Consider the following 12,356-nt stretch of genomic DNA (forward strand, 5'->3'; position numbering starts at 1 on the left):
CCGGCCGCCGCTCTCTGGCGAGGAGGCCGAATCAACTGTCGTGACAGGCTACCCTGAAGGTGCTTGCTCTCCGGTGAACTGCAGACGCTGCCTGAAGAGCTCTTAAGAAAGCGCTAGATCGATGGCCCAAAGGCGAGTCGAAGACGGCGCCGATGACGGTTGGCGCCGCGCTTGGCTGGCGAGCCTGCCCGCCGCTTCCGTCCGATGCCGTATCGTCACCGGACCCGGAGCCGAAGCAACGCCTGAGAGGTTGCCTGCCTTCGACGAGCCGTCATCGGTTTGCCCTAGCGGCACATACCGATCTCGGTGTGGTGACGAACCATAGGCCGACCGCGCCGACTTACTGTATCGCACTGCGGGTGTTACAGTATCAAAGTTCTAGGCAGAAGCGTTTGGAACGACTGTCAGGACCTATCGAGCATCCCCTTTGCGATGAGGTCACTGGATGACGGCGTCTGCGAGAGTTCTTCGAGGGGCGATGTCGCCCTTCGGCCAGCTGTCAGGTCATCGGGCCGAAGCCAAAGGGCAACAGGCGCGCTCTCATCCCGGTCTGCGCGACGCCGATCACGCCTGGCCCCGCCGGGGCAGCGATCAAGATCGGGGATGTCACGCTCGATCGGCATCACACGGTCACTGACGAGATCGGCGAAACCTAGACCCGCTGCGCCATAGAGCGGCCCGGGAAGTGTTCACCACGGCTGGCAGGGAGGCGTCGATGTGGCGGATTGCATATGTGGCGGCTGTCGCCTGCGCCGTTGCCGGGCCGGCCCTCGCACAGACAGGCGAGCCTGCCGCCGTTCAGGTCGGCACCATCAACGCAGAACGCAAACCGATTTCCAAGTCTCTCGGTTTCGTCGGCCGCGTCTCGGGAATCGACAAGGTCGACATCAGGGCCCGGGTCACCGGCTATCTTGAGGAGGTGCTCTTCAAGGAAGGCGACATGGTCAAGGCCGGCGCCCCGCTCTACCGGGTCGAGCGCGACCTCTTCCAGGCAGCGGTCGAGAAGGCGGAGGGCGCGCTCGAGATCAGCAAGTCGGCCGACGCCCTGGCCGCGATCCAGCTCGAACGTGCCCAGGACCTGCTGGCCAAGGCCGCCGGCACCGTCGTGGCGCGCGATCAGGCCGTTGCCCAGAAACAGCAGACCGCCGGCGCGATCATGACCAACCAGGCCGATCTCGCCACGGCGAAAGTCAATCTCGGCTACACCTCCATCACGGCGCCGATTTCCGGCAAGATAGGCCTGACCAATGTCACGAAGGGCAATGTGGTCGGCCCCGACAGCGGCGTGCTGACGACGATCATCAGCCAGGATCCGATGTATGTGACCTTCCCGGTCAGCCAGCGCGAATTCCTCAAGAGCGCCGAAACGGGCAAGCATGTTGATCCCAAGGCGGTCAAGGTGCAGCTCCGCTTCTCCGACGGCACTCTCTACGACCAGCTCGGGCAGATCGATTTTGTCAACAACTCGGTCGATCGTGGCACCGACACCGTGCTCGTCCGGGCGAGGATGCCCAATCCGACCGGCGCTCTGACCGACGGGCAGCTGGTGCGCGTCGCCCTGGAGGTCGGCGATCCGCAGCAGATGATCGTGGTGCCGCAGGCAGCCCTGATCGCCGACCAGGCCGGCGTCTATGTCTTTGCGGTCGTGGACGGCAAGGCCGTCGTCAAGCGGCTGAAGCTCGGCGGCGAGGACGGCCCCAATGCCGTCGTGTCCGAAGGCCTGGCCGGCGGCGAGCAGATCATCGTCGAGGGTCTGCAGGCCGTCAGGCCAGGGGCACCCGTCCGGGCACGCCCGGTGCCGGCGATGATCAAGGGAAGCTGAAGCCCATGATCTCCGCGATCTTCGTTGATCGGCCCCGCCTCGCCATCGTCATCGCCATCGTCACCACGATCGCCGGCCTGCTCTCGCTGCTGGCGATTCCGGTCGCGCAATACCCCGACATCGTGCCGCCGCAGGTCTCGGTGACGACGGTCTATCCCGGCGCATCGTCCCAGGTCGTCGACGCGACGGTCGCGCAGCCGATCGAGGCCCAGGTCGTGGGCGTCGACAAGATGATGTACATGAAGAGCGTCAGCGGCAACGACGGCAGCTACACGCTGCTCGCCTCGTTCGAGCTCGGCACCGATCCCGATATCAACGCGGTCAACGTCAACAACCGCGTTCAGATCGCCCTGTCGAAGCTGCCGCAGGATGTCCAGCGCCAGGGCGTCACGGTCAAGAAGAAGTCCTCGGCCCTTCTCGGCGTGCTCGCCGTCTATTCGCCGAAGCGCACCTATGATCCGCTCTTCCTGTCAAATTATGTCACCATCAACATGCTCGACCGGATCAAGAGCACGCAGGGCGTCGGCGATGCAGCGCTGTGGGGCGCGCAGGATTATGCGATGCGCGCCTGGATCAAGCTCGACGAACTGACCGGACTCAACCTGACGACCGGCGACCTCATCGCCGCCATCCAGTCGCAGAACGTGCAGGCCGCCGTCGGCCGGATCGGCGGACGGCCGATCTCCGACGACCAGCAGCTTCAGCTCAGCATCCAGACCAAGGGACGGCTGGCCACCACCGAGGAATTCTCCAACATCATCCTGCGCACGAACCCGGATGGTTCGGTGCTGCGGCTCGGCGACGTCGCGCGACTGGAGCTCGGGGCCAATAATCTCGACCGCGACACCCGCCTCGGCGGCAGCCCGGCAGCCGTGATCGCGCTCTACCAGGCGCCCGGCGCCAACGCGATCACCACGCTCGATGCCGTCCGCGCCCAGATCAGGGAGCTCGCCAAGAGCTTTCCCGAAGACCTGGAATGGAAGGTGACCTACGATCCGACGGCCTTCATCACCGCAACCATCGACGAGGTCAAGAAGACGCTCGTCGAGGCCTTCGTGCTCGTCGTCATCGTCGTCTATCTGTTCCTGGGCAGTTTCCGCGCGACGCTCATCCCGACGCTCGCGGTGCCCGTCAGCCTGATCGGCGCGTTCATCGTCCTCAACGCCATCGGCTACTCCGCGAACTCGGTTTCGCTGCTGGCCGTCGTGCTCGCCATCGGCATCGTCGTCGATGACGCGATCGTCGTGGTCGAGAATGTCGAACGCGTGATGGAGGAGCGGCCGGAGCTCACGCCGGGCGAGGCCACGAAGGTCGCCATGCGGGAAATCACCGCGCCGATCATCGCGATCACGCTCGTCCTGCTCTCCGTCTTCGTTCCCGTCGCCTTCATTCCCGGCATTGCCGGCGAACTGTTTCGCCAGTTCGCGGTGACGGTCGTCGTCGCCATGGTGCTGTCGGCGATCAACGCGCTCACGCTCTCGCCGGCGCTGTGCGGCGTCCTGCTCAAGCGCCATCACGGCCCAAGGCGCGGCCTGATGGGCTATGTGATGCGCAGCATCGACCGGGTCCGCGACGGCTATGGCGCGGTGGTCGCGCGCATCGTCCGCTTCTCCGTGATGGGCCTCGTCCTCGTCGCCATCGCGGCGGTGGGCATTGGCGGCCTCTCGAAATTCACCCCCACCGGCTTCCTGCCCGAGGATGACCAGGGCGCCTTCTTCGTCGTGGTCCAGTTGCCGGACGGCGCTGCGGTCGGGCGCACCTCGGCCGTGGTCCAGCAAGCCGAGGAGATCCTCAAGGGCGAGGCTACGGTCGCCGACTACACCTCCGTCGTCGGCCTCAACTTCATCGACAATTACTCGCAGGCGAACTCCGCCTTCATGGTCGTGACCCTCAAGCCGTTCAGCGAGCGACAGGGGGCCGATCTCGGCGTGCCCGCCATCATGCGCCGGCTGGCGCCGAAATTCGCGCAGGTCCAGGGCGGCACCGTGGTGCCGCTCGCGCCCCCGCCAATCATCGGCCTGGGAACCGGCGGCGGCTTCACCTATGTGCTGGAGGATCTGCGCGGCGGCGACCCCAAAACCCTGGCACAGGTGGTCCGTGGCCTGACCATTGCCGCCAACCAGGACCCGCGACTATCGCGGGTGTTCAGCACCTTCTCGGCGACGACACCCTCGATCTATCTCGATATCGACCGCAACAAGGTCCAGATTCTCGGCGTCAAGCTCCAGGACGTGTTCCAGGCGCTGCAGGCCTCGCTCGGCGGCTATTATGCCAACGACATGAACCTGTTCGGCCGGACCTGGCAGGTGCAGCTCCAGGCCGAGGCGGTCGATCGCGCCTCGATCGACGACATCTACCGGATCAATGTCCGCAGCGCGGACGGCAAGATGGTGCCGCTGCGCAGCCTCCTGGAGATCCACGTCGTCGTCGGTCCTCCCGCGCTGATCCGCTACAACAACCTGCGGGCCGTCACGATCCAGGGCGGCCCGGCGCCCGGCGTTTCCTCGGGAGAGGCGCTCAACGCCATGCAGGAGGTCGCGACGCGCGTGCTGCCCGCAGGCTATGCCGGGGAATGGACCGATACCGCCTTTCAGGAGAAGCGGGCCGAGGGCAAGACGCCTATCATCCTCGCCTTTGCCGTGCTCTTCGCCTTCCTCTTCCTCGTCGCGCTCTATGAGAGCTGGACGATTCCGGTGCCCGTGCTGCTTTCGGTCTCGATCGGCATTCTCGGCTCCTTCGCCTTCATGGTGCTCGGGCACCTGACACTCGATGTCTATGCCCAGATCGGCATGATCGTGCTGATCGGCCTTGCCGCGAAGAACGGCATCCTGATCGTCGAGTTCGCCAAGGAGCAGCGCGAGAGCGGGGTTCCCCTGCTCGAGGCCGCGGCAGAAGGCGCCCGGCTGCGCTTCCGGCCGGTGATGATGACCTCGTTTGCCTTCATCCTCGGGCTGCTGCCGCTCGTCATCGCCACCGGCGCCTCGCAGCTCGCCCGGCGCAATGTCGGCACGCCGGTCTTCGGCGGCATGATCTTCGCCTCGCTGCTCGGAATCTTCGTGATCCCGCCGCTCTACGTCTTCTTCCAGTCGATGCGGGAACGCCTGCGCCCCTCGACGCGGCCGAAGCCTATGGCGGAGGCTGTGCCGCAGGGCGGCGAGGCGGCGGCCAAGCCACATAGTCCTGCCGAGTAGGATCTGCGGCGAGGGAGAATGGCTCGGGTGATCGCGGAGGTGCCCTCGCCGGCAGGCGACGGTCCGGGAGAGTACGCGATTACGATGCGTATCATCCATGCCTAGCCCGCCACGCCACGCCGTGCATCGCCATTGCCTGGGTCATGCACGCTGCGATCTCCGCGCGTGCCCGGAATAGTGCCCCGCTGGCATAAACCCAAACGAGGCATGTGACCCACCTTGACCCAAGCGGATGTGGAACGCACAAATCCGAGGTCGGCAGTCGCGGAGCCCCTTCGATGATCGTCACCGAGGAAATGTTGGCCCCTTATCGGGAGGGGAGCCGTCCTTTACCGTGGCCGTCGGAATGCCTGCCTACGAACATCTATTCCGAAAGCAGTTGTTTATTTGGGTCGATTTGGCGACCAAACGCCGCCCAACGCGGCACTGGAGAAGGGCTTCAGGTAGTTCCCGTGCTCGCATTTACAAAAGCTGTTCCGGTTCTCAGCCCGAACTATGAGTGGATAGCGCTCCATCACCAAGCAGGCGGCCATTATCATGATCATCTATGCATTATAGCAACTGTATTAAATCCGAAGAACGACATTCGTTCTGGGCTCAATAAAATCGCTGAAGAGCACTATGCTGCTGAAAATGGCTGGATGATCCGCGATGAACTTCCGGCGTCGCGCATAGTGCGATATGTGAACGGTCTCAGCGCACTCGATCTCGATTGCGAAAGCTCATGGCGGCATCTGACAGAGAGCGTTTACCCGATCGACGCCACGCAGGAAAATTTGGACCGGATTGCCGAGAACGCACCAAATTTGGACGATCTGTTCGATCGGGCTGGCTTCACTCAGGCGTTGTATTTCAACGACCCCGTCATCCTTCTGTTGACCGAGAACAGCCACTGAAGCTGCGGCCGTTACCAACGGCACCGTCCGCTCAGGGCAAAGCGATCAAGCCAAGCCTCCAAGAGGCAGTGGGAACAACACTCTTTAAGGACGATCAGAGGCTTAGGGGGTAATGGCGGAGACGGAGGGATTCGAACCCTCGATACCCTTGTGGGGTATGCTCATTTAGCAAACGAGTGCCTTCAGCCTCTCGGCCACGTCTCCGTTACCGGCTCTATGCCCGATTGCCCGGCGCTTTGACAAGCCATCAGTGTGAAAGATTATCAGCCATCTTCGTCGGGCGGAGGATATCGCCGATGCACGCTGCCCTGAAAGTGATCGTCTTGCCCTGGCACAAAGGAAGCCGCCTGCGCTGTCTCGGCGTCGGGTTCGTCGTCCTGGTTGCCGCCGCGATGCCGCACCCGGCAGCAGCCCAGGCGCTGTTCGTGGCTTGCGACAATGGTTTGCGCTGTGTGCAGGCGCCCTGCCCCTCGAAGGATGTCGTTCTCGTCCCGTCGGGCCGGCGCTATGCGAAGACCGATCCGGACCTGTCTGCTCTGCCGCCAGCGGATGCGGCGCGGCGTGATCTCGCCAATGGCCTCTATTCCGGGCGTCTCGTCCTTTCCGGCACGGTGGAGAACGGACCGCCGGTGCGAATCACGGCGACGAAGATCCTTCGCCGCGCGACTGCGCATGAGGCGGCCCTCTGCCGGCGCCGCTGAAGCATCGGCCCGAATAGTGGATTGCGGTTTTCGGGAAAGCCGATGCATCTAAGGACACGTCGTCAGCGCGTCGGCTTCACTGCCCAGCCAATCACGGCGATCTCGTCGGTCCAGATGCCGCCTGAATAGCCCGCGGGCACACGGGACAAGTCGTCGGGCGTATCCAGGCCCGTCGAAAAACCGCCGCCCTGATAGGGGCCGAGCGCGAAGACCTGGGTGCCGGCGCTGTCGAAACGGTTGAGGAAGCGGTTTGGCCAGCCCCAGAGCCATGGCGCGATGTTGATCGGCACGAGGACGATCGTTCGCCGGCAGATCTCGGGCATCACGCCGGTCCAGCCATAGGCGACATAGCGTGTCAGGCAGCCGATCTGCGTACTCCTGGACATGGCCGGGATATCCGGTCGGAGGCGCCGCAGCGTCTCGACCGGCTCGTCGCCGCCATAGACGACCAGGCGCGCACGGGCCTCAGACGGCAATGCCCCCAGGACCGCAGCGAGCTTCTCGCCCTCGCTCCTATCCCGGCTCTTCACATTGATCGCGAAGCGGCGCTCGGGAAAGGCTGCAAATACCTCGTCGAGCGTCGGCATCATGCCGATGCCCTTGCCGCGCAGCGGGTGGGTCCTGCCACCATCGGCGGTGTAGCCATAGCCGACATCGAGCGCCTTCAGCTGCGCCATCGCGTGCTCCCGCGTGACACCCTCCCCGTTCGTCCGGCATTCCAGGGTCCAGTCGTGGAAGACCGCGAACTGGCCGTCGGTGGTCGGGTGCACGTCGAGCTCGACGATGTCGGCACCGGCCTCAAAAGCTGCCCGCATGGATGGCAGCGTGTTCTCAATGAAATCATGGCGCGGCGGCAGCATGCGCGCGGCGCTGCAGGCATCGGAGCGAAGGTCGGTCTTGTCGTAGAGCTGGGTGATGCCGCGATGGGCGAGCAAGGTCGGCCTGCCCTGCGGCCGGGAGGCCAGGAGACTGCTGTTGCTGATCAGGATGAAGAGCGTGAGGAGAAAGAGCGCGGCGAGCGCTAGGCGTGGGAGACGGCGCATCACTTCATCCTTTGAACTGCGGGCGCGAGCGCCTATCAATGTTCCCGAGAACGGGAGCATGAGAGCGATTGCTCCCAATCATGGGAACATTATGATCGCACCAGCATGATCGTCATCGGAGCCTCGGCCCTGGCCGAGTATGGCGAGGCTCACGCACAGGCTGGCTCTGCTCTGCGCGCCCTGAATGCGCTGCTGCGGCAGGCGAGCTGGCGGGCGCGCGACGAGCTTGCGCGCGATTGCGGCGCCGTTGCCCGCTTCGTGAGCGCGGACGCGGTTGCGCTTGCCTTGCCGCATGTCGGCTGCAGCGTGGCCTTCAGGGTCAATTTCGAGCTGGGCGTGATCCGCATCACCGCGGTCACCGCCCTCAACGAGGAGGACGCAAGGTGAGGGAGCGCGAAACCCTTCCTGTCAGGCCGATCAGGAGCGAAGCGGATCATCACGCGGCGCTGGCCGAGATCGACCGGCTGTTTGCCGCGGAGCCCGGCTCCGATTCTGCCGACCGGCTCGAGGTTCTGTGCCTGCTGGTCGCCGATTACGAGCGCAAGACCCATCCGATCGCGTCGCCGGATCCCATCGCCTATCTGACGCTCGCGATGCGGGCGCAGGGGCGGACGCAAGCCGAGCTCGCCGAGCTCCTCGGCTCGCGCTCGCGCGCCTCGGAAGTCCTGAACCGGCGGCGGCATCTCTCGGCCGAGATGATCGCCAAGCTCTGCGAAGCCTGGGGCGTGGCGCGCGAGCCGCTCTCGGTGCCCTATGCGGTGGCGGGCAGCATCAAGCGCACCGCGCTGCGCGGCGCAGCCCTGCTCGGCCTCCTCGCGGGCCTGAGCGCATCGGCGATCGGCGGCCTGTTCTGGGCTCATGGCAGGGACCTGCCGAGCACGGCCGAGATCGCAGGCTATGTACCGCCCGATCTCGAGCGCTACGGCCGGGACGGCGGCCTGACGGCGTATCGCCGGCCGGTGCCGCTCGCGATCATCCCGCCCCATGTGCTGAAGGCCTTCCTCGCGGCGGAGGACCAGGACTACTACCGCCATGGCGGCTACAGCCTGCCGGCCATCCTGCGGGCCTCAGCCCAGAACCTCGCAAGTCTCGGCGAGAGCCGGACGCCGGCAGGCGCCGCAACCATCACCCAGCAACTCGCCAAGAACCTGCTGCTGCCGGGCCAGCCGCCCTCGCTCGCCCGCAAGGTGAAGGAGATCGTCCTGGCGAGCCGGATCGAGGACGCTCTGAGCAAGGACCGGATCCTCGAGCTCTACTTGAACCAGATCTATTTCGGCGGCTACGCCTATGGCATCGCGGCGGCCTCGGCCCAGTATTTCGGCAAGAGCCCGGCCGATCTCAGCGTCGCGGAAGCCGCCTATCTGGCCGCCCTGCCCAAGGCGCCGAACACCTACCGGCTCGACATCGCCGACAACCGCGGTCGCGCCAAGGAGCGGCGCGACTGGGTGCTTGGACGCATGGCGGATGACGGGCTGATCACGGCGTCTGCCGCTCAGTTCGCCCAGGCCGAGCCACTGACCGGGCCGTGAAATCGGCTGACCTCAACAAGCAACGGCGCTCCTCCGCCCTGGCACCAAGGCGGCCCAGCGCGAGGATCAGGCCGGCTTAGTGGGAGATCGGCACCGTCGCCAGGAACTGCTCGACCGCCAGGGGCACGATATCGACATCCGGCTGCGCACTCGACAGCCCGGCAACGATATGGCCCAGCCACAGCCTCATGCTCTCGCTGCTGGCGGCCTGGAAACAGAGTGACGGCTCGATATGAGCCCAGGCGATCTCAAAGGCCTCGCGCGCTGTTGCGAGTTCGAGGAGTTCGGGAAGGGAGCTGAACGGCATCGGGCACCTCCGGCACCCGCGAAACTCAGCATCGAACCCGACCCGCGGCAAGATGACGAATTCCGACCCAGGGCCTCCGCCTGCCGCAGCGTTCAGTCGGGGCGCTCGGCATCCGGGATGAAGGTCGCGCCGATCGAGTGCTGGCTGCGCCAGGCAATCCGCACGCAGCTGTTGATGTGCAGGGCCGGAGCGATCAGCCTGAAGACGTCTGGCGCCTCGAACCCCATCGGCACGCGCAGCTTGACGCCGGACACCGAGACATCGCGGATAATGCAGGGAATCTCATTGTTCTGGCCGGGAAGACGGATTCGCGCTTCCTGCACAACCTTCTTGCGGTGGTGGCGGCGCTCTTCAGTCTGACCCGGCAATTCGCAAATCCCCGCCACGATCGATCGGTTCAAGTCTATCTGGAACCTGCGCCCGGCACGTTAACCGATGACGTACAGCCCGCGAAGAGTCCGGGCAAGCTTGCCGGACCATCCGGGCCGCCAACCCACAATGAGTTGATCGACTTCCACATGACAGGCCAGCATGGATGGGCGGCGACGCGAAGCCACCGGAGCGCCATGGCTCGATGGGCGTGAGCGATTGCCGTGGAGGAGAAGAGATCATGCGCCATTCTCTCAAGCTGAAATCGCTTCTCATGCTCTTCGCCCTCCTAGCGAGCGTCGTGGCGCCCCTGCCCAGCCTGGGCACGGCCGAAGCGCAGGTCCGCTCCTCCAGCTCGCCGCAGATATCGGGGCAGACTGTCCGCAGGGGCCACCATTCCAGCGCCCAACGGCCCGGCAACGGGGCGCATGTCAGCCGGCCGCAGCACCGTCCGTATAAGCGCCCGTCGCATGTCCATCGGCCGAGCCCGCAGGTCCGGCATCATCGCCCGGGGCCTGTGACCGTCGTTCACCCGCGGCGTCACTGGCATCGCGGCGGAGCGGTTGCAGCGGGGGCGGCGCTCGGCTTCATCGCCGGGGCAGCGGCTGTCTCGCTCGCCGGCCCGGCGCCGCGCGCGGGCTATTGCTGGTACTACACCACGCCCCAGCGCATGACCGGCTTCTGGGACTGGTGCCCCCGCTGAGCGGGTGCCTCGCTCCAGCCGAATGCCCAAGGTTACGCGCCGGAAGAGCTCGGGACCATCACCTCGGAAGCGGTGAGCGATGCCGGTGGTCACCCCTTTTCGGCGGCGCGCGCCTGGAACAGCCGCACGAAGGCATCGAGCTCCGCCCGCTCCAGATCGGAGATCGCCCAATAGGTGAAGGCGCGATCCTCCCAGGTCACCAGTGAAAACCCCCGTGCCGAGCTGCCGCTGGGCCCGGCGGGCGGCTGGGACGAGACAGCGCGCGGCAAGGCGACGACCGAGATCAGATGCTCATTGTGGCGGTAGACGAGGGTCGGCGCGACGTGATTGCCGATGACATCGATGCGTGCGCCGACGAGGGGAAAACCATCCCGAGCAAAGTCGTCGGCCGGCGGAGACAGGCCGATCTTGGCGTCAAGCCATGGCTTGACCTGGTGTCGATCGGACGAGGCCATGTCGACCGGAGTGGGTGCGATGAGGGCCCGGCGGTGACTGCTGGCGATGTCGCCCGCCATATCCTCCGGCGCCACTCTCGACACGCCCCAATAGGTTCCGCCCCCGGCCAGCAGGCTGGCGATCAGAGCGGTTGCGGCCAGTGCGCGCCAATCGAAACGGCGAGCCGGCCGCGCCGATGCATCGGCGCCGATCGCAATGACACGCTTGCGCAGCTCGGCACTGGGCTCCGGCCGGGGCAGCTGCCGCATCGCGCTGCGCAGGGCAACGATCCGCGCCCTTTCCGCCGCGAGGGGCGGATCGGTTGCGAGGCGGCGCTCGAGCGCAGATGCACTGGCCGCATCGAGTTCGCCATCGACGAGAGCGTGCAGAAGCAGCCGCGCTTCGCCTGGATCGATGGGCTGGCCGTCACGCTCGGTCATTGCGTCCCCCAAGCTGGCGGATCAGGATCGTGCGGGCTCGCGACAGGCGGGACATGACGGTGCCGATCGGCGCCGAAATCAGATCGGCGATCTCGCGATAGCCCAGCCCATTGATATCGCGCAGCACGAGAACCTCGCGGAACGGCGGGGGCAGCGCTGCAATCGCCGCTTCGATCTCTGCCGCGTCGGCGCGGGCGATCATGGCCGCCTCCGCGTCGTCATCGCCTGATGGGCCAGAAGCCAGGAGATCCGCATCCGTGACCTCGTCCAGCGGCACGAGCATCGGCCCGCGATTCCTGGCGAGCCATGTGTGACAGGCATTGCGCACGATCGCGAGAAGCCAGGCGCGAGCGCTGCCGCCTGCATAGGTTCCGATCCCGGCATAGGCGCGAAGGCAAGCCTCCTGGACGACGTCTTCTGCATCATGTGCACTGCCGGTGAGCCAGCGGGCGAAGGCCAGCGCATCCGCAAGATGGGGCAACACCACCTCGCGAAACCGTTCGGCGGGGTCGCCGCTTGCTGCCACTGTCGGCTCGCCGTCTGGACACCCAGCCACAAGGTCCGATCAGCGGGAAACGCGGATCTTTCCCTGCATATGCGGATGAAGGCTGCAGAAATACGAAAACTCCCCCGGCAGGGTGAAATCATACGCGAAACTGTCCTTCGTATCGAGCGCGCGGGATCTGAACGAGCCGTCACCCGCGACAACCAGATGCGGTTCGTCATCCTCGTTCCGGAACGTGACCGTCGTTCCGGCTTTCACGGTGAGGTCCGGCGGAACGAAAGCGAAGTTGGAGATCCTCACCAGCGCCTCCTCCGCCCCCGCGGGACGGGATGCGGCGAGGACCGACAGGACGATGATCGCGCCCGCAGCCCAGAGGGGCCTGTGCCTGCAAGTCATGTCGCTCTCCCGATTGCAC

At 65.5% G+C, this 12,356-nt stretch carries 13 protein-coding genes and 1 tRNA gene; 7 read left to right on the forward strand and 7 right to left on the reverse strand.

Translation table 11 applies throughout. The annotated features are described in order from the left end of the window. The first annotated feature begins 715 nt into the window (after positions 1-715). The 3 genes from AB4118_RS29175 (at position 716) to AB4118_RS29185 (ending at position 5,909) form a co-directional block, all read left to right on the forward strand. The gene (locus tag AB4118_RS29175) at positions 716-1,822 is read left to right on the forward strand and encodes an efflux RND transporter periplasmic adaptor subunit (RefSeq protein WP_441493047.1); all 1,107 of its coding nucleotides are present in this window, start codon (positions 716-718) and stop codon (positions 1,820-1,822) included. Between the two features lie 5 nt (positions 1,823-1,827). Then, on the forward strand, positions 1,828-5,013 hold the full coding sequence (locus AB4118_RS29180; protein WP_441493048.1) for an efflux RND transporter permease subunit: 3,186 nt from the start codon (positions 1,828-1,830) through the stop codon (positions 5,011-5,013). A 278-nt stretch (positions 5,014-5,291) separates the two neighbouring features. After that, positions 5,292-5,909: a hypothetical protein gene (locus AB4118_RS29185; RefSeq protein ID WP_441493049.1), complete on the forward strand. Its 618-nt coding sequence runs from the start codon at positions 5,292-5,294 to the stop codon at positions 5,907-5,909. 113 nt (positions 5,910-6,022) lie between these two features. Here the strand turns inward: AB4118_RS29185 and AB4118_RS29190 are convergent. Next, positions 6,023-6,113: transfer RNA gene (locus AB4118_RS29190), tRNA-Ser, on the reverse strand. A gap of 92 nt (positions 6,114-6,205) precedes the next feature. Between AB4118_RS29190 and AB4118_RS29195 the strand changes: the two genes are divergently transcribed. Next, entirely contained in the window at positions 6,206-6,610 is a 405-nt protein-coding gene (locus tag AB4118_RS29195; protein WP_441493050.1) for a hypothetical protein, read from the forward strand. Between the two features lie 62 nt (positions 6,611-6,672). Here AB4118_RS29195 and AB4118_RS29200 read toward each other — a convergent pair whose 3' ends face one another. Then, positions 6,673-7,653, reverse strand: a complete 981-nt coding sequence (locus AB4118_RS29200) for a glycerophosphodiester phosphodiesterase family protein (protein ID WP_441493051.1) — start codon at positions 7,651-7,653, stop codon at positions 6,673-6,675. A 105-nt stretch (positions 7,654-7,758) separates the two neighbouring features. On the opposite strand from AB4118_RS29200, the gene AB4118_RS29205 reads away from it, so the two are divergent. Next, positions 7,759-8,040 carry a hypothetical protein gene (locus tag AB4118_RS29205; RefSeq protein ID WP_441493052.1) on the forward strand — a complete coding sequence of 94 codons (282 nt, stop codon included), beginning with the start codon at positions 7,759-7,761 and terminating at the stop codon, positions 8,038-8,040. After that, entirely contained in the window at positions 8,037-9,182 is a 1,146-nt protein-coding gene (locus AB4118_RS29210) for a helix-turn-helix domain-containing protein (RefSeq protein ID WP_441493053.1), read from the forward strand. The genes AB4118_RS29205 and AB4118_RS29210 overlap by 4 nt, the downstream gene beginning before the upstream one ends. 76 nt (positions 9,183-9,258) lie before the next feature. On the opposite strand, the gene AB4118_RS29215 is transcribed toward AB4118_RS29210, so the two are convergent. Together AB4118_RS29215 and AB4118_RS29220 are read right to left on the reverse strand one after the other, a co-directional pair. Next, on the reverse strand, positions 9,259-9,489 hold the full coding sequence (locus AB4118_RS29215) for a hypothetical protein (RefSeq protein WP_441480806.1): 231 nt from the start codon (positions 9,487-9,489) through the stop codon (positions 9,259-9,261). A gap of 92 nt (positions 9,490-9,581) precedes the next feature. After that, complete coding sequence (locus AB4118_RS29220) at positions 9,582-9,857, reverse strand: PilZ domain-containing protein (protein ID WP_441493054.1); 276 nt, start codon at positions 9,855-9,857, stop codon at positions 9,582-9,584. Between the two features lie 242 nt (positions 9,858-10,099). On the opposite strand from AB4118_RS29220, the gene AB4118_RS29225 reads away from it, so the two are divergent. Then, on the forward strand, positions 10,100-10,561 hold the full coding sequence (locus tag AB4118_RS29225) for a hypothetical protein (protein ID WP_441493055.1): 462 nt from the start codon (positions 10,100-10,102) through the stop codon (positions 10,559-10,561). Between the two features lie 89 nt (positions 10,562-10,650). Here AB4118_RS29225 and AB4118_RS29230 read toward each other — a convergent pair whose 3' ends face one another. Genes AB4118_RS29230 through AB4118_RS29240 form a run of 3 tightly spaced genes read right to left on the reverse strand, consistent with a single transcriptional unit; the run spans position 10,651 to position 12,337 of the window. Next, positions 10,651-11,436: an anti-sigma factor family protein gene (locus tag AB4118_RS29230; protein WP_441493056.1), complete on the reverse strand. Its 786-nt coding sequence runs from the start codon at positions 11,434-11,436 to the stop codon at positions 10,651-10,653. Then, positions 11,423-11,962 (reverse strand): sigma-70 family RNA polymerase sigma factor, encoded by a 540-nt coding sequence (locus AB4118_RS29235; RefSeq protein WP_441493057.1) that lies wholly within the window; start codon positions 11,960-11,962, stop codon positions 11,423-11,425. The genes AB4118_RS29230 and AB4118_RS29235 overlap by 14 nt, the downstream gene beginning before the upstream one ends. A gap of 39 nt (positions 11,963-12,001) precedes the next feature. Continuing rightward, complete coding sequence (locus tag AB4118_RS29240) at positions 12,002-12,337, reverse strand: cupredoxin domain-containing protein (protein WP_441493058.1); 336 nt, start codon at positions 12,335-12,337, stop codon at positions 12,002-12,004. Positions 12,338-12,356 lie beyond the last annotated feature (19 nt).

The organism is Allobosea sp. 2RAB26 (genome assembly GCF_052115465.1).
Lineage (GTDB): Bacteria > Pseudomonadota > Alphaproteobacteria > Rhizobiales > Beijerinckiaceae > Allobosea.

Excerpts from the sequence above, each read along its gene's own strand:
- AB4118_RS29175 (WP_441493047.1), top strand. The coding sequence starts at position 716 with ATGTGGCGGATTGCATATGTGGCGGCTGTCGCCTGCGCCGTTGCCGGG.
- AB4118_RS29180 (WP_441493048.1), top strand. The coding sequence starts at position 1,828 with ATGATCTCCGCGATCTTCGTTGATCGGCCCCGCCTCGCCATCGTCATC.
- AB4118_RS29185 (WP_441493049.1), top strand. The coding sequence starts at position 5,292 with ATGATCGTCACCGAGGAAATGTTGGCCCCTTATCGGGAGGGGAGCCGT.
- AB4118_RS29195 (WP_441493050.1), top strand. The coding sequence starts at position 6,206 with ATGCACGCTGCCCTGAAAGTGATCGTCTTGCCCTGGCACAAAGGAAGC.
- AB4118_RS29200 (WP_441493051.1), bottom strand. The coding sequence starts at position 7,653 with ATGCGCCGTCTCCCACGCCTAGCGCTCGCCGCGCTCTTTCTCCTCACG.
- AB4118_RS29205 (WP_441493052.1), top strand. The coding sequence starts at position 7,759 with ATGATCGTCATCGGAGCCTCGGCCCTGGCCGAGTATGGCGAGGCTCAC.
- AB4118_RS29215 (WP_441480806.1), bottom strand. The coding sequence starts at position 9,489 with ATGCCGTTCAGCTCCCTTCCCGAACTCCTCGAACTCGCAACAGCGCGC.
- AB4118_RS29225 (WP_441493055.1), top strand. The coding sequence starts at position 10,100 with ATGCGCCATTCTCTCAAGCTGAAATCGCTTCTCATGCTCTTCGCCCTC.
- AB4118_RS29230 (WP_441493056.1), bottom strand. The coding sequence starts at position 11,436 with ATGACCGAGCGTGACGGCCAGCCCATCGATCCAGGCGAAGCGCGGCTG.
- AB4118_RS29240 (WP_441493058.1), bottom strand. The coding sequence starts at position 12,337 with ATGACTTGCAGGCACAGGCCCCTCTGGGCTGCGGGCGCGATCATCGTC.